This window comes from Nonomuraea sp. NPDC049141 (genome assembly GCF_040648415.1).
Taxonomy (GTDB): Bacteria; Actinomycetota; Actinomycetes; order Streptosporangiales; family Streptosporangiaceae; genus Nonomuraea.
The window spans coordinates 24,966-39,983 of record NZ_JBEZDR010000028.1 but is presented as its reverse complement, the minus strand read 5'-3'; the positions used below and the strand labels follow the sequence as shown (position 1 = coordinate 39,983).

Sequence of the window (15,018 nt, the reverse complement as noted above, 5' to 3'; positions counted from 1 at the left end):
GTATCTCCCGAACAGGTCCAAACAGCAGCGTCATGAGGCGGCCTTCTTGGGCAACGTGAACCCGAGGGCGAAGGCGAGGACCGCGAAGCCGGCGCTGACTCCCATGGCGTACGTGGCGCCGTGGGCGAAGGCGATGGCGGCGGCGTCGGGACCGGGGGTGCTGAAGTCGAGGTTTCCGAACAGGACGCTTCCGGTCACCGCGATGCCGACAGCGCTACCGATCCGCTGGACGGTGCCGATGACGCCGCTCGCGGCTCCCGCTTCGGCCCGATCCACGGTCGCGACGATGAAGTCGGCATTGGGCGCGATGAACATTCCGCTGCCGACGCCGCCGAGGAGGAGCGGGACGGTCAGGTACCACCCGTGCAGGCTGGTGGGAGCGACGGCCACCAGGACGAGCCAGATGGCGATGATGCCGACGGCGACGAGTCCGAGGCCGACGAGGAGAACGGTACGGCCGAATCGGCTGGCGAGCTGGTCGCTTTGGGAGGCGCCGATGATGCTGCCGATGGCGAAGGGCAGCACGACGAGGCCGGATTGCAGGGCGGACGCGCCAAGTCCCGCCTGCCAGAGCAGGGCGACGCTGAAGAAGATGCTGGTGAACGCGGCGAAGTAGACGAAGGCCAGGACGACCCCGCCGGTGAAGGAGGCATGGACGAACAGGTGCGGCGGGACGAGGGGCCTGCCTCCGAGGCGGGCGACCCGGCGCTCCCAGAACGCGAACCCGACGATCAGCGCGACACCGCCGGCCATCGAGAGATAGGTCCACTCGGGCCATCCCTGGTCCTGGCCCTGGATGAGCGGCACCAGCAGGGCGACCAGGCCGCCGGCGATGAGCACGAGTCCGATCCAGTCGGTCCCCGTGTCCCGGCTTCCCTCGGCCCGCGAGGGCAGCAGCCAGAAGGCGGCGACGACGGCGACGACACCGATCGGAAGATTGACCTCGAACACCCATCGCCATCCGTCATCGGCTCCGAACGCCTCGATGATGAGGCCGCCGGTGAGGGGGCCGAGGGCGGTGGAGAACCCGATCGTCGCCCCCATGATCGCGAACGCCTTGCCGCGCAGCCGCCCCGGGAACATCAGCTGGATGAGGGCTGTGACGGGCGTGAAGAAGATGCCTCCGGCAAGGCCCTGGACCACGCGGAGAGCGATGAGCTGCACGTCGTTCTGCGCCAGCCCGCAGGCCAGACTCGCGACGGTGAACAAGGCCAGTCCTGCGATGAAGACCCATTTATGGCCGTACCGATCACCGACCCGGCCGGCGGGGATGAGCGCCAGGCCGTACGCGAGCGCATAGCCGGAGATCACCCACGACAACGTGGACTCCGAGGCGCCGAGGCTGGTGCGGATCGTCGGGATGGAGACGTTGACGATGGTGGTGTCCAGGAGCGCCATGAACACGCCCGCCAAGAGGATCACCAAGGCGAACCAGGTGGCGCGGGAAACGGTTGCCGGGAGCGCAGCCGGCGCACTCTGCTGATTCATGATGTCCCTTTCCGGGCCTTCTCATCGGCGATCACCTCGGGAAGGAGAGACGCCAGCTCCTGATGCCACGCGATCTCCGCTCGCAGTCGGTAGGACCCGTGCTTCATCGACAGCTTTTCGGCAAGTGTCAGATGGGAAGCGATCGCCTGAGCGTGCGCTTCATGGTCGGCGAGCCTCGCCTCCAGGGAGCCGATCCGTGCCGCGATCACGACGGGCAGATCGTCCAGGCGATCCGGGTCGAGGCGGGTCATGGCCAGGTCGAACGGGTCGGGTTTGACCACGATCTCGCGCAACGCGGTCAGCCGGAGGGACGCGAGGGTCCTCGAACCCTCCTGGGTGATCCCCCAGACCTGACGCTGCGGGTATGCCCCCTTCCGCTCGACCCGTAGCTCCTCGATCAATTCCTCGGCCGCGAGGCGCTTGATCGCGCCGTACAGCCCGCCCACGGTGATGTCCGTCCACAGATCGATGTGCTCCTCCTCGGCGAGCAGCCGCAGTTGGTGTCCGTGCATGGGGCCGCGTTCGGCCAGTGCCCCAAGAATGAAGATCCGAATGGAAGACACGAGACTACTCTTGCATGAGTAGTAGGCCCGCCGCAAACCACCGCGATCTCGGCACACGCCACCTTTCACTCCATGTTGGTGTGCCTGTCGCGCATCGCCTCGGGGGTGACGCCGGTCAGCGTCCCGAGCTTCAGCACCATCACCTCGAACAGCACGAACAGCGCGCCCTCGTAGACCGAACCCATCGGCAGGACGGAGGTCCGCCTTCCGCCCTGGTCGCTGGCCATGGTCTGCGCCGGGATCACGAGCGCGAAGTCGGCGAGCTTCGCCGCGCTGCTCTCAGATTCAGCCGTCAGCAGGAGGTTCGTCGCGCCCGCCGCCTTCGCCGTTCGCATCAGCGCCAGCACCGTGGCGGCTTCGCCGGGGCCGGAGGTGACGACGAGAACGTCGCCCGGCCCCAACGCCGGCATGGTCATGTCGCCGACCACCGCGACCGGCAGACCGAGATGGAACAGGCGCATCGCGAACCCGTTGATCTGCAACGCCTCCCGGCCGCAGCCGTAGACGCCGATCGTTCGCGCATCGGCGATCATCCGGCAGGCCGCGTCGATCGGCTTTTCGTCCAGTTTCGCGAGCACGGCGCCGAGCTCGTCGAGCGCGGTACGAAAGAGATTGTCGCTCATGAAAGCTCCGCTATCAGCTCCCTTTTGCCACGATACGACCATTTGGCCGACCAGTTGCGGCGTACGAGCGGCAACCGGCAACGCCAGAAGGACGTCACAGCCCTGTGGGCCAAGATCGTCGACCTCCAGGGTCAGCTCAAGACCGGAAACGGCTCCTACGCCGCCAAGGACGACCTGAAGCGCCGGCGCGAGGAGGCACTGAACCTCCGCATCGACGCCCTGGCCGCCGACCTCCGCAACCGCGCCACCACCGCGTAGCTCTCAGTTCTTGCCGGGGATCCGCTTGCCGAGGTTGATGAAGAAAAGGATCAAGCCCACGGTCAGCACGATGTGTCCCAGTCCGGCGATGCCGGAGATCGCCGCGCTGGTCTCGGCGCCCAGGACCGTCTGGGTGCCGTGGATGAGCATCATGAGGACGGTCAACCCGAGACCCGCGTTGTAGACCCAGAAGGACCAGTTGAAGAGCCTGCTGGCCGACAAGGTGAACAGCTTCTCCAACGCCAGCACGACAAGGTAGAAGAGCATGCCGAGCGCCAGCAGGTGCGTGTGCACGACTCCGAGCTGGCTGTCGCCCGTGAAGTCGTTCAACTTGGTGAGCTCGCGATAGTACAGACCGCTGATCACGCCGAGGATCATGTAGGTGTGTGCCGCGTAATAGATCTTTTTCATGATTTGTGACCTTTTGTGGGGGAGATGTACGGCCGACGGTGCGTCAAGACCTGGCGTCGTTCCAGGTCGCGCTGTTGAGGAAGTAGGTGTCATAGAGCTCCTGCACCTCAAGCAGGCTTTCCGGCGGCACCTTGCCGTAGGCGATGCGCTCCAGGTGGCGGAAGTACTCGAACCGTTCGACGCCCGGCGTGATGACGATGAGGATGTCGGCATCCTCCCCCGGTGCCGCGGCGAAGGCGTGGGCGAGACCGGGCGGCACCACCACGAGGTCGCCGCGCTCGGCGGTGACGACCTGCTCGCCGGACAGCAGCTGGGCGGTGCCGTCCAGCACGTAGAACAGCTCGGCGGAGCCGGCGTGGTGGTGCGGCTTGGCGCCGTCCGCGCCGTTCACGAGCGTCACCCGCTGGGTCGAGAGCGCGCCGCCGGTCGAGCTGCTGTCGGCCAGCAGCCGGATGGTGGTGGGGGCCTGGCCGATCACTTCGGCCTCCGCGGAGCGGACGATGACGGACTCGTCGAAGTCCGGCACGATCAGCGACATCTCGGTGACTCCTTTGGTTCAGACGAGGAAGAGCAGGGCGGCGCAGATGAGGACGAGCACGGCGGTGGCGAAGTGGATGCCGAACGCCACCGCCTTGGTGCCGCCGTTGCGCAGGACGATGACCGTGTCGAAGAGGGGGAGGATGGCGACCACCAGCATGAACCAGGCCTCGGCGCGCGCACCCACGAAGACGAGCAGGGCCAGGCCGACGAGGCCGTAGACGGAGTCGCGCTGACCCTTGATGGTCAGGTAGGCGGAGTCCCCGTCCTTCTTGGCGGGGACGCCGTAGCCGGCGGCGGCGGCCTGTGGCACCAGCAGGAACCGCAGGCCGATGAAGAGGATGAGCAGGTCGAGCAGGATGGCGAGTCCATAGGCAACGGGGGTGAGCACGATTGACTCCGATTTCTAGCGCCGCTAGTTGCAGGAGTGACGCTAACATAGCCTCGACAGAAGCGCTAGCGGCGCTAGAGTTGCGGTCATGGCGATCCAGCTCGGTTACGTCCCCAGCATCGAATGCGCTCTCCATCTGGAACAACGACAGATCTGACAACGCACCATCAACCTCGACTTAACAATCCAGACCAGCCGCAGGCGAGGCCGCTACGACGGCAGCGTGGTCCCCGAAGTCACGGCGCGCCACCACCCGTCATACGCCCGGCAGCCGGAGAGCCCCAGACGCAACGAAAGCCGATGTGGCTCATACCGGTGTCGATCATCTGTGGCCGGCGAGCGGCGGGCCGGTACCGCAGGCAGTAGGTGTCGGCGCACAGGTACGGCCCACCCTTGATCACCTTGCGCGGGATGCGGAACTGAGGCTGAGCCAGGTCATAGCTCGATTCGGCATCACCACCGCAGCAGGCCGCTTCGGGATGCCGTTCGGCAATCGGAGGTCCATTCCCAGACGTTGCCCGCCATGTCGAACAACCCATAACCGTTCTGCGGAAAGGACCCGACCGGTGCGGTCCCCGACCAACCGGACTCCCCCGTCGAGCGCCAGGGGAAGTCGGCTCCGTCCCAGGTGTTGGCCATGATGCGACCACCCGGGCGGGGCTCGTCGCCCCAGGCGAACGAGGCGCCTTCGAGTCCGCCGCGTGCGGCGTACTCCCACTGCGCCTCGGCGGGCAGCACGGCGCCGACCCACGTCGCGTAGGCGGCGGCGTCCTCGTACGCGACGTGGACCACCGGATGGTCGAGGCGGTCGTCGACGCTCGATCCTGTCCCCTCCGGAAAATGCCAGCACGCGCCCGGCGTCCACCTCCACCACAGACTGAGATGCCGCAGATCGACCGGGCCGCGCGTCGGTACGAACACCATCGACCCGGGCACCAGGTTCTCCGGAGGCGCGCCAGGGAAATCGGCCGGGTCCAGCGGCCGTTCGGCCACGGTGACATAGCCGGTCGCCGCCACGAACACGGGTGGGTGGTGTTGAACCACACGAAGAAGGGCGTGCCGGCCTCGGTCTGGCGGCGGATGAAGTCGATCGCCGAGTCACGGAACTCCTCGTCGCAGGTCTCCATCCGCTTCTTGGTGAGCGGCCCGGTGTCCTCGATGCGCTGGGTACCGTCCTCGCCGGCCCACGAGTGGATCACCCCTCGCGGCCCGAACCGCTCCCTGAACCCCGGGAACTCCTCCTCGGTCGGGTAGTCGGGCTGCTCGGGCTCCTCCTCGGCGTTGAGGTGGTAGAGATTGCCGAAGAACTCGTCGAACCCGTGCGCCGTGGGCAGGTACTCGTCACGGTCGCCGAGGTGGTTCTTGCCGAACTGGCCGGTCGCGTACCCCTGGTCCTTGAGCGCGGTGGCGATCGTCGGGTCCTCGTCGCGCAGCCCGATCTCGGCGCCGGGCATGCCCACCTTGGTCAGGCCCGTCCGGTAGGGATTCTGGCCGGTGATGAACGCGGCCCTGCCCGCCGTACAGCTCTGCTCGCCGTAGCAGTCGGTGAACCGCACACCCTCGTCGGCGATCCGGTCGATGTTGGGGGTGCGGCATCCCTGAGCTGCCAAGATTCGCTCAGCCGGTAGACGCGACGATCTGTACGCGGTCACTGTCGTTGTCGGAGAGGAACGACGCCAGCGCCTGCCCTTGCTCGGCCACGGCGGTGTCGTCGGCTCGCGAGAAACCCCGCAGCGGGGCGACGATCACGGTGCCGGCCTCGACGGTCCAGGTCGCGGCGACCCGGCCGTCGACCAGGACGACGCGGGCACCGGCGACCGACAGGTTGCGGTGGGCGTCGTCGACGATCCGGCCGCGGTCGTGGTAACCGAGGAGCGCGTTGTCGAACGCCGGCAGGAACCGCACCGGAGCGGGTGTGTCGGGGTCGGGGCGCGGTGCGTCGGGGAGGTCCAGCAGTTCCCGGCCTCGCTCGTCGCGGAAGGTGACCAGCTCCTCGCGTATCGCGGCCACCGCGGCCGGCAGTCCGGCGAGGCCGCACCAGGCGCGCAGGTCGGCTGACGAGGCGGGGCCGAACGCGGCCAGATAGCGCCGTACCAGCTCTTCACCGACCGGATCTGAGCCGTCCGTGGCCGGCGGGTCGATCTCGCGCCCCAGCCAGGAGGAGAGCAGGACGTTGCGTACCCCCGCCCTCGTACGCCATAGCCCGCGCGGCGGCAGCTGCACCATCGGGATCAGGGCGGCGATCAGCATCTCACCCAGTGCCCGCTGCCCCGGCGCCGGCCAGCGCTCGGCCAGCGCCCGCGCGAGCTCGGCCATCGAGCGGGGCTCGTCGTCGGCCATCACCGCCCGGCCCGCCGCCGCGAGCTCGTCGAGATCCACCCCGTCGAGCTCGCGGCGGTAGGTCCCGAGTACCCGTTGGCGCAGCATGAAGTCGTGACGGGCCCGCCAGGCCAGGACGTCGTCGGCGGTGAGGAGGTGGACGGTGCGGCGCATGAGGTGGGTCCGTACCACGTTCCGCCGGATCAACAGGTCCGAGAGCACCGCCGGGTCGAACGCGCGCAGCCGCGACCAGAGCCCGACGAACGGTTCCTGCGGCTCCTGCGCCTGCAGGCCGCACAGGTGCGCGACGGCGTCGAGGGCCGGCAGGTCGGCGTGCTCAAGCAGTAACTGCCGGGCGAGTGTCGCGCGGTTGAGCGCCCGGGTGCCGAGAACGGTCATCGGTTCAGGTGGACTTCTGCCCGTCGAGCGTCTCGCGCAGGATGTCGGCGTGCCCGGCGTGCTGGGAGGTCTCGGCGATGACGTGCATCAGCACCCGGCGTACGCTGCGCACCGCTCCCGGCTCGTGCCAGGGCGCCGCCGGCAGCGGGTGTGTCGCCGACAGGTCGGGGACTGTGGCGATGATCTCCGCGGTGCGGGCGGCCACCTGCTCGTACCGCGCGAGGATCCCGGCCGACGTGTCACCGGGCAGCATCTGGAAGTCCTTCTGGTGGTCGATCGCCCACTGCGGGAACTCGCGTGCGGTACCACTTGCGAAGTCGGCCCAGGTGACACCGTCGGGCAGGTCGTAGGACATCGCCGACGGGCCCTCGACCACGAAGCGCATCCACTGCTCCTCCATGGACGCGACGTGCTTGACCAGCCCGCCCAGGCACAGCTCGCTGACCGTCGGGCGCTCCCCGAGTCGCTCGTCGCCGAGCCCGCGGATGGTGTTGGTCAGGGCGGTTCGCGCGTCCGCGAGCTGGGCGAGCAGGTCGCCTCGCTCGGCGTCGAGCGTGGTGGTGGCGGTCATGGTGTTCGGCCCCTTCGCGTTGTCGTCGTTGACTGGCACACGACAACAGTCGCAGGTGAAGCGGACAGGGAGTGGCCTCTTCTCAGGGCAATATAGGCAGCATGCCGAAGACTTCAGCGCGACTGCTGTCGTTGCTCTCGCTGCTCCAGACGCGCCGGGACTGGCCGGGGGCGCTGCTGGCCGAGCGGCTGGACATCAGCTCGCGCACCGTACGCCGAGATGTCGACCGCCTGCGCGAGCTCGGCTATCCCATAGTGGCCTTCAAGGGGCCCGACGGCGGGTACCGGCTCGAGGCCGGCACGGAGCTGCCCCCGTTGCTGTTCGACGACGAGCAGGCCATCGCTCTGGCCATCGCACTCCAGATCGCCACCACCACTGGTGCCGACATCGCGGAAGCCGCGGCCCGGGCGCTGAACACCGTCCGGCAGGTCATGCCCGCCCGGCTGCGCCACCGGATCGACACCCTCCAGGTCATCGCCGTCGAGCGGCCCGGGATCCGACCGGACCCACAGGCCGACGGCGGCGTACTCATGGCACTCAGCGCCGCCGTCCACGCCCGCGAGGTGCTGCGCTTCGACTACACCCCCGTAACCCCAGCAGGAGCGGACGACAACGGCGTGCGGACCCCGCCGCGCCGGGTGCAGCCCCATCACCTCGTCACCTGGGGCGGGCGCTGGTACCTCGTCGCCTGGGACCTCGATCGCGAGGACTGGCGCACCTTCCGTGCCGATCGGATCACCCCGCGCACCCCTACAGGGCCCCGCTTCACCCCGCGCGAGCTGCCCGCAGGTGACGTGGCCGCCTTCGTGGTCAGCAAGTTCTGGAACTCCGACCGCTCCGGCAACTGGCCCTGCCGCGGCGAGGTGATCCTCGGCCTACCCGCCGCCGCCGTGTCCCCTTATACCCGCGACGGAATCGTCGAGGAACTCGGCCCGAACCGCTGCCGGCTCATCCTGAACTCGTGGTCCTGGCTCAGCCTGGCCGCCGCCATCGGCAGGTTCGACGCCGACATCGAGGTCGTCGGCCCGGCCGAGCTCAAGGACGCCTTCGCGCGCCTGGCCCGCCGCTACACCGACGCCACAACCGAAAGGCTGTAGCGGATCACGGTGTCCAGGCCGGATCCCGGCCGATGACGCCGAGCAGACGGTCGAACGCCGGGGCGTGGTCCGGCACCGCCACCGGCGGCCCGAAGGCGCCGCGCTGCCTGCCCATCTCCACCATCCGGCCGGTGAAGTCCAGCGCCCGCGCGACGGCCTCGGGCTCCGGCTCGTACCGCTGACCGGTGGCCCTGGCCAGGTCCCAGCCGTGCACGACCATGTCGACCAGGTACATGTGGGCCAGCGTGGTCATCGGCAGGCCCATGCCGGGGCTGGTCCCGTCCCATGCCTCGCGCCGCGACCAGGCGGCGAGCGTGCCCTTCACTCGCTCGGGGAAGTCGCCCGCGTAAGGGCCCTGCTCGACCAACGGCCCCTTACGGCCCAGCGACTCGAACAGCTCCGCTACCCACTCCAGATGGTTGATCAGGTCTTTGACCTCGAACTTCGCGCATGGCGTAGGCGACCCGAACTGGTCTTGCCGCACCGCGCGCACCAATCCAGAGGTGCGTTCGGTGGCGCGTGTCATCAGCGGCATCATGTCGTCCATGGCGGACATGGTGCCCCGCGCGTCTCAGGCGCGGCTTGTAGAAACGCGACAGCGCGGCTGGGTCAACCCGTACGCGGGGCTCAACTCCTTCAATTTCGCGCGCCAGGCGCCATCCCCCGAAATTTCGCCGTACGTGGAGCATTTCTGGGTCGTCACCTGGACCGACCTCGCCGAGCCGTACGAACAGCGCATCGTCTCCCACCCCACCGTGAACATGACCATCACCCAGGACTTCCACCAGATAGCGGGAGTGATCAAGGGTGGGTTCTCCTACACGATGCGGGGCAGCGGCCGCGTGCTCGGCACGCGGTTCCGCCCCGGCGGCTTCCGGCCGCTCCTCGGCGGCCCGGTCTCCGAGCTGACCGACCGTTTCGTGGAGATCGGTGAAATGTACGGCACGGCAGGCGCGGCCCTGGTCGGGCAGGTCCTGGCCGAACCCGACCCCCGGGCCGCCATCGGGCTCATCGAGAAGTTTCTAGTGGGTCTGGGGCCGAAGCGGGATCCGCTGGTCGAGGAGGTCGCGGCGCTGGTGGCGGCGGTGGAGAGCGACGTGTCCATGACCAAGGTCAACGAGCTGGCCACCATATCGGGCCGGTCGGTGCGGTCGCTGCAGCGCCTGTTCAGGGACTATGTCGGCATCGGCCCCAAGTGGGTGATCCGCCGCTTCCGGCTGCACGAGGCCGCGGAGCGGATCTCCCAGGGCATCGACCTTGCCACGCTGGCCGCCGAACTCGGCTACACCGATCAAGCCCACCTGACCCGTGACTTCACCGCCGCGGTCGGCATGCCACCCGCGGCCTACGCCCGGCTCAGCAGCCAGGCCTGACCCTCCACCCCGGCGTTGTCACGCCGGGTGCGTCGGCTGGGTCCCCTCGCCGGCGCTGTCCGCTCGAGCGGGGAGGAGCAGGGCGGTGACGACCACGGCCACGGACAGCACCGCGCCGATGATGAAGGCCAGCCGCATGCCGTCGAGGCTGGCGAGCGCCTCCGTGACCCCTTCGGACTTCAGGGCATCGGCTCGCGCGCTCATCACGGTGACCACAAGCGCGGTGCCGAAGGCCGCGGCGACCTGCTGCAGCGTGCTCAGGATCGAGCTGCCGTGGGAGTAGAGCCGCGGGGGGACCGCGCCGAGCCCAAGGGTGAACACCGGGGTGAAGGTCAAGGCCAGACTCGCCATCAGCAGCGCGTGCAGACCGAGAAGCTGCCAGTACGGCATGGTCATCGAGACCTGGGTGAAGCCGGTGAGCGCGAGCATGATCCCGATCGCGCCGGGGATGACCAGCACCCGGCCGCCGAACTGGTCGAACAACCGGCCGACGGTCGGACCGAGCAGCCCCATCGCGAGGCCGCCCGGCATCACGAGAAGGCCGGTCTGCAGTGCGGTGAGCTCGCGGATGTTCTGCAGGTACAGCGGCAGCAGGATCATCGAGCCGAGCATCGCCATGAAGGCCACCGACATCATGATCAACGCGACCGTGTAGGTGCGGTAGCGCAGGGTCCGCAGGTCCAGCAGCGGCACGCCACGCTTCTGCAACGACAGTTGCCGAAAGACGAAGACGGCGATGGCCGCCAGGCCGACCGCCACGATCGCCGCGGCGACACCGGCGTCACCGCCCTCGAACCGGCTGAGCCCGTAGACCAGGCCGCCGAAGCCGACAGCCGCGGTCACCACGCTCAACCAGTCGATGGTGCTGAACTCGGGCTCTCCGACATTCTTGAGCTGCTTCAGGCCGCGCCATGTGATCAGGGCGGCGATGGGGAACACCACGGCGAACAGCAGGCGCCAGGACCCGAACTGAAGGATCACCCCTGAGACCGTCGGGCCCATGGCGGGCGCGACCGAGATGGCCAGGGTGACGTTGCCCATCACCCGGCCCCGATCCTCCTCGGGCACCACCTGCATCAGTGTGGTCATCAGCAGCGGCATCATCACAGCCGTCCCGGACGCCTGGATGATGCGGGCGCCCAGCAGCACCTCGAACGACGGCGCGACCGCGGCCAACGCCGTACCGAGCAGGAACAGGCCCATCGCTGTGGTGTAGGCGTTGCGGGTGGACACCCGCTGCAGGAACCATCCGGTGATCGGGATGACAGCGGCCATGGTCAACATGAAGGCGGTCGAGAGCCACTGAGCCGTCTGCTCGGTTATGTGCAGCGCGCCCATCAACCGCGGGATCGCATTGATCATGATCGTCTCGTTGAGGATGACCACGAACGTGGCGAGCACCAGCAGCCGGATCACGGCCGGGGTGCGACCTGAACCGGCGGTCGCGGACTTGGCGGGTGAGTCGAGCTGTGGGCTGGGCACGGCACCTCTATCGGGGGTCGTCGGACATGATGTGGTCATGGCTGGCGAATTGTTGGTCATGCAAAGTCTGACCGGCACCACCGACAAAACTCATCGCCCTGCCCCAGCATTCCGGCAAGTGATACGAAATACCACCCGATTTTCACCGGCGAACGATGGTCTCCCGATCACGCGAAGGAGCACCTAATCGCCCATGACCTGGGCGAACATACCCCGAGAGCTCGCTGTCCGAGACCGCGGCGTGCTCCCCGGCGGGTTCGCACAGCGTACGGGCATCGGACGACCTCCCGCCCCGAGCGGCGCGGCAGCGGGGGCGCCGTGCCGCCTACGGTCGGCGCGCGGTTTGCGACATGAGCACCGCCCCCGATACCGCCCAGCAGCGCTTGGACGAATATCAGCGGCTCTTCGGTCAGGAGAAGACCAGCCAGGGCATCCGCTTCCGCCTGCGCGCCGAGCCCGGCGTGGCGGCGTGGGTACGGGACCTGGCCGATCGGGAGAAGGCGTGCTGCGCGTTGTTCGCCCTTGCCGCCCTCGCCGAGATCGGCGGAGCATGGCTGGTCTGGTAGGGCGTACGCGAGCAGCGCGGCGTCATCTGGATCGGCGCCGGCGTCCTCGCGCTGGGCCTGTACGGGTTCGTCGCCGCCCTTCAGCCTGATGCGAACTTCGGGCGCATCCTGGCCGGTGTCGCCGTGATCATGTACGCGCCGCGCGGCTGAAACGCTCCGTCACCAGCCGTTCGTGTGCCCCCCTGTCGTAAGGGTCCGCGTGCTGTTTCAGCACGCGGACGCTCTGTGCGGACCGGAGTGACTCAGTACCAGATGTAGACGCCGTAAGTCTGGAACGGGTGCCAGGTGCCGTCGAGCTCGCATTTCACGCGGTCCGCAGGCCAGCCGCCATAGGTGACCAGAATGTATGCGTGACAGGTCACGAAATCGCTGGAGGTGTGGACGCGGTGCCACGATGAGGCGTGGGCCGGAAGGGCTCCGGCCAGGAGCGCGCCACTGACGGCGGCGGCGCCCAGGCTCGCGGTGAGAGCTCTTTTGATTGCCTTCACGCTGGTGTTCCTCTCTGGTGCCCGAGCGGAACCCTCCCGCCGGGTGATGACTACGTGCCGAGCGTCTTGTTCGGTGAAGTGGCGATGGCGAGGTGCGCGCCTGGGAGCCCCGTGTTCTACATGGCGTCCTTGACCCTGATCTGGCCGTTGTCAATGACGAACCGCTGGTTGGCGTGGTCCATGCAGCGCCACAAGCGGACCTTGTCGCCGTTGTAGCGGGTGTTGCCGACGTCCAGGCACACGGGTTCACCGGCGGCGAGGGTGTCCTGGAGGATGATCTTTCCTCGCCTGACGACCCACTTCTGGTTGGCGTGGTCCAGGCACTGCCACAGGCGGACCCGGGCGTCGTTGGCGCGGGTGTTGCCGGCGTCCAGGCATACCTCCCGGGCGGTGCCGACGGTGTCTTCGACCTTGATAGCGCCGTCTTCGATGACGAACCGCTGGTTGGTGTGATCCAGGCAGCGCCACAGCCGGATCTCGGTGCCGTCGGCGCGGTCGTTGGTGGCGTCGATGCAGACCGGGAACGGAGCCAGGCCGGAGCGAGCGGCATGGTGCTGGGCAGAGGCCGCAGCGGGCAGAGCGGTGAGCGCGCTCACGGCGGTGACGACGGCGGCGCCGGCCAGCAGACGGCGGGCGAGCAGCATGGTGCCTCCTGAAAGGAAGATCACTTCGACCCGAGAAGCCTCCCGCAACCCACAGTCAAAGATCAACTACCCTCAGTACATGTTGCCCGCTCCACCTTGCGCCACCGCTTTCCCGGAGGGGCGCCACAACAGGGCATACGGGTATCACCGTGGCGGCAATGCCACCACCACCACCTCGCATGATTACTTATCGAACGTAATCAACTACTTAATGTAGCGATCGTTTCGAGGTCGGAGGATCATGCGTCTCCCCCCACGGCATGCACCACTCGCCGCCACCATCATCGTCATCGCCGGCCGTCCAAGCCCCGCCACTGCCAACGGCACCTCCCACGCCGAAAAGACGCACGCCACGATCGCCGGGCCACCGCCGGCCGCCACACGGCCGGAACCGGAAGGAGCCGGGGCATGAGGCAACCAGCGGCGACCGACGTCATCAAGGTGATGATCGTGGGAGATTCGATCAGTCACGGGAGCAGCGGGGACTGGACATGGCGCTACCGGCTCTACAAGCACCTCCGCCACCACGGGGTCAACCTGGACCTGGTCGGGCCGAAAAACGATCTGGAGGCCATCACCACGGCCCGGACCGGCGACGGTGACCAGAGCTATGCCGATCCCGACTTCGACACCGACCACGACGCGCAGTGGGGACGTCCCTACTGCGCGGAGATGAACGAGATCGCCGCCAAGGTCGCCGAGCACCACCCGGACTATCTGCTGGTGCTGCTCGGTATCAACGACCTGTTCTGGTACGACCATGGGACGGAGCAGAACGAGGCGAACCTGCGTACCTTCATCGGCAACGCCCGCGCCGGCAACCCGGCGCTGCGCCTGGTGCTGGGCACCCTGCTGGACACTCACAAGGCCACGCACGACCCCCTCTTCAACGCCCGGGTCTCCGACTTCAACCGGCAACTGATCTTGGTCGCCAACGACCTGCACACCCAGCGGTCCCCCATCGTCATCGCCGCCACCCACGCCGAGTTCGTCGCCTCCGCCCACACCTGGGACGGCACCCATCCCAACGCCCAAGGCGAACTACGGATCGCCGCCGCCTTCGCCGACACCCTGGCCGGCCAGTTCAAGATCGGCGCCCCCTACCCCCGCCCGTTCCCCACCGTCACCGAGGTCCTCCCCACCGCCAAGACCGTCACCTCCTGACGCGCTCGAACCAGCGCCAACAGACACCACGAGAACCAGCCGGGACGGCGCCGGGCAACACCGACGCCGTCCGAGCTCCGCCACCAAACCGCGCGCGAGTCGGTGCGCAACTCCAGATCACCGTTTCGACTCGCGACTCGGGCCGCCTGGAGCACCAGGCCCCTTCCCGGACGACACTCAGGAGGAACCCATGCTCGCCACCCTCGGCGCCCTGGCCGCCGCCGCCCTGCTCACCCCGACCATCCCCGCCTCGGCGGACGCGGCCACCGACATCCAGATCGTCGACGGCTACACCACAACTGTCTCCGACAGATAGGACAGCACCACGGAGACGGCACGGCCTGCTGAACACCCTTGCCATCAGCGCTAAAAGAGAGCGGTGGACGCCAACTTCGCCGCGCTAAGGGCGATCGCCACCGCCGCCACCGCCATCCCCGCCACCGATGTGCTGCGGTTGTACACCGTGGCGATCGTGGCTTGCTTCCGTACCCCAGGCCATGCCAGCGCCGCCGCGATGACCCCGAGCCCCGGCCTCAACCAGTCCTGCGTCAGCCGGATGCCGACGAGGATGGCGAGCACCGCGAGAATCAGGGAGACGGGACCGAGACGATCAGTTAATCGGGTCATAGCGAGCGAGTGTAGAG

The 15,018-nt window shown here is 68.1% G+C and carries 20 protein-coding genes and 2 pseudogenes; 6 read left to right on the top strand and 16 right to left on the bottom strand.

The genetic code is table 11. The annotated features are described in order from the left end of the window. Window positions 1-30: 30 nt before the first annotated feature. From AB0B91_RS53670 to AB0B91_RS53660, 3 genes are all read right to left on the bottom strand, one after another. Window positions 31-1,488 carry an MFS transporter gene (locus tag AB0B91_RS53670; RefSeq protein WP_358339047.1) on the bottom strand — a complete coding sequence of 486 codons (1,458 nt, stop codon included), beginning with the start codon at window positions 1,486-1,488 and terminating at the stop codon, window positions 31-33. Continuing rightward, window positions 1,485-2,051, bottom strand: coding sequence for a PadR family transcriptional regulator (locus tag AB0B91_RS53665; protein ID WP_358339044.1), 567 nt, complete (start codon window positions 2,049-2,051; stop codon window positions 1,485-1,487). The genes AB0B91_RS53670 and AB0B91_RS53665 overlap by 4 nt, the downstream gene beginning before the upstream one ends. A gap of 65 nt (window positions 2,052-2,116) precedes the next feature. Further along, the gene (locus tag AB0B91_RS53660) at window positions 2,117-2,716 is read right to left on the bottom strand and encodes an SIS domain-containing protein (protein ID WP_358339041.1); all 600 of its coding nucleotides are present in this window, start codon (window positions 2,714-2,716) and stop codon (window positions 2,117-2,119) included. On the opposite strand from AB0B91_RS53660, the gene AB0B91_RS53655 reads away from it, so the two are divergent. After that, complete coding sequence (locus tag AB0B91_RS53655) at window positions 2,717-2,932, top strand: hypothetical protein (protein ID WP_358339038.1); 216 nt, start codon at window positions 2,717-2,719, stop codon at window positions 2,930-2,932. Between the two features lie 3 nt (window positions 2,933-2,935). Here the strand turns inward: AB0B91_RS53655 and AB0B91_RS53650 are convergent, their stop codons facing one another. The 8 genes and pseudogenes from AB0B91_RS53650 to AB0B91_RS53615 form a co-directional block, all read right to left on the bottom strand. Next, on the bottom strand, window positions 2,936-3,343 hold the full coding sequence (locus AB0B91_RS53650) for a DUF2871 domain-containing protein (protein WP_358339035.1): 408 nt from the start codon (window positions 3,341-3,343) through the stop codon (window positions 2,936-2,938). A 43-nt stretch (window positions 3,344-3,386) separates the two neighbouring features. After that, entirely contained in the window at window positions 3,387-3,881 is a 495-nt protein-coding gene (locus AB0B91_RS53645; RefSeq protein ID WP_358339032.1) for a cupin domain-containing protein, read from the bottom strand. Between the two features lie 18 nt (window positions 3,882-3,899). Continuing rightward, window positions 3,900-4,271, bottom strand: coding sequence for a DUF4267 domain-containing protein (locus AB0B91_RS53640; protein ID WP_358339029.1), 372 nt, complete (start codon window positions 4,269-4,271; stop codon window positions 3,900-3,902). 236 nt (window positions 4,272-4,507) lie between these two features. Next, the gene (locus tag AB0B91_RS53635) at window positions 4,508-4,810 is read right to left on the bottom strand and encodes an SUMF1/EgtB/PvdO family nonheme iron enzyme (RefSeq protein ID WP_358339405.1); all 303 of its coding nucleotides are present in this window, start codon (window positions 4,808-4,810) and stop codon (window positions 4,508-4,510) included. Then, window positions 4,725-5,294 carry an SUMF1/EgtB/PvdO family nonheme iron enzyme gene (locus AB0B91_RS53630; protein WP_358339026.1) on the bottom strand — a complete coding sequence of 190 codons (570 nt, stop codon included), beginning with the start codon at window positions 5,292-5,294 and terminating at the stop codon, window positions 4,725-4,727. Before AB0B91_RS53630 ends, AB0B91_RS53635 begins: the two co-directional genes overlap by 86 nt. A 62-nt stretch (window positions 5,295-5,356) precedes the next feature. Beyond that, a pseudogene (locus tag AB0B91_RS53625) lies at window positions 5,357-5,827 on the bottom strand (sulfatase-like hydrolase/transferase); the annotation flags it as partial. Between the two features lie 61 nt (window positions 5,828-5,888). After that, complete coding sequence (locus tag AB0B91_RS53620; RefSeq protein ID WP_358339023.1) at window positions 5,889-6,989, bottom strand: winged helix DNA-binding domain-containing protein; 1,101 nt, start codon at window positions 6,987-6,989, stop codon at window positions 5,889-5,891. Window positions 6,990-6,993: 4 nt separating this feature from the next. Beyond that, window positions 6,994-7,599, bottom strand: coding sequence for a DinB family protein (locus AB0B91_RS53615; protein ID WP_358339020.1), 606 nt, complete (start codon window positions 7,597-7,599; stop codon window positions 6,994-6,996). Window positions 7,600-7,661: 62 nt separating this feature from the next. On the opposite strand from AB0B91_RS53615, the gene AB0B91_RS53610 reads away from it, so the two are divergent. Then, on the top strand, window positions 7,662-8,657 hold the full coding sequence (locus tag AB0B91_RS53610; protein WP_358339017.1) for a WYL domain-containing protein: 996 nt from the start codon (window positions 7,662-7,664) through the stop codon (window positions 8,655-8,657). 4 nt (window positions 8,658-8,661) lie between these two features. On the opposite strand, the gene AB0B91_RS53605 is transcribed toward AB0B91_RS53610, so the two are convergent. Further along, on the bottom strand, window positions 8,662-9,204 hold the full coding sequence (locus AB0B91_RS53605; RefSeq protein WP_358339014.1) for a TIGR03086 family metal-binding protein: 543 nt from the start codon (window positions 9,202-9,204) through the stop codon (window positions 8,662-8,664). Here AB0B91_RS53605 and AB0B91_RS53600 point away from each other — a divergent pair. Next, window positions 9,203-10,030, top strand: coding sequence for a helix-turn-helix domain-containing protein (locus tag AB0B91_RS53600; RefSeq protein ID WP_358339011.1), 828 nt, complete (start codon window positions 9,203-9,205; stop codon window positions 10,028-10,030). The genes AB0B91_RS53605 and AB0B91_RS53600 overlap by 2 nt on opposite strands. 18 nt (window positions 10,031-10,048) lie before the next feature. On the opposite strand, the gene AB0B91_RS53595 is transcribed toward AB0B91_RS53600, so the two are convergent. Further along, the gene (locus tag AB0B91_RS53595) at window positions 10,049-11,512 is read right to left on the bottom strand and encodes an MDR family MFS transporter (RefSeq protein WP_358339008.1); all 1,464 of its coding nucleotides are present in this window, start codon (window positions 11,510-11,512) and stop codon (window positions 10,049-10,051) included. A gap of 482 nt (window positions 11,513-11,994) precedes the next feature. Here AB0B91_RS53595 and AB0B91_RS53590 point away from each other — a divergent pair. Continuing rightward, window positions 11,995-12,192, top strand: a pseudogene (locus AB0B91_RS53590) (hypothetical protein); the annotation flags it as partial. A gap of 128 nt (window positions 12,193-12,320) precedes the next feature. Here the strand turns inward: AB0B91_RS53590 and AB0B91_RS53585 are convergent. Together AB0B91_RS53585 and AB0B91_RS53580 are read right to left on the bottom strand one after the other, a co-directional pair. Next, window positions 12,321-12,566, bottom strand: coding sequence for a hypothetical protein (locus AB0B91_RS53585; protein WP_358339005.1), 246 nt, complete (start codon window positions 12,564-12,566; stop codon window positions 12,321-12,323). A 116-nt stretch (window positions 12,567-12,682) separates the two neighbouring features. Continuing rightward, window positions 12,683-13,210, bottom strand: a complete 528-nt coding sequence (locus AB0B91_RS53580; protein ID WP_358339002.1) for an RICIN domain-containing protein — start codon at window positions 13,208-13,210, stop codon at window positions 12,683-12,685. Between the two features lie 408 nt (window positions 13,211-13,618). On the opposite strand from AB0B91_RS53580, the gene AB0B91_RS53575 reads away from it, so the two are divergent. After that, the gene (locus AB0B91_RS53575; RefSeq protein ID WP_358338999.1) at window positions 13,619-14,374 is read left to right on the top strand and encodes a GDSL-type esterase/lipase family protein; all 756 of its coding nucleotides are present in this window, start codon (window positions 13,619-13,621) and stop codon (window positions 14,372-14,374) included. 190 nt (window positions 14,375-14,564) lie between these two features. Then, window positions 14,565-14,690: a hypothetical protein gene (locus AB0B91_RS53570; RefSeq protein WP_358338996.1), complete on the top strand. Its 126-nt coding sequence runs from the start codon at window positions 14,565-14,567 to the stop codon at window positions 14,688-14,690. A gap of 50 nt (window positions 14,691-14,740) precedes the next feature. On the opposite strand, the gene AB0B91_RS53565 is transcribed toward AB0B91_RS53570, so the two are convergent. After that, window positions 14,741-15,001 carry a hypothetical protein gene (locus AB0B91_RS53565; RefSeq protein ID WP_358338993.1) on the bottom strand — a complete coding sequence of 87 codons (261 nt, stop codon included), beginning with the start codon at window positions 14,999-15,001 and terminating at the stop codon, window positions 14,741-14,743. Window positions 15,002-15,018 lie beyond the last annotated feature (17 nt).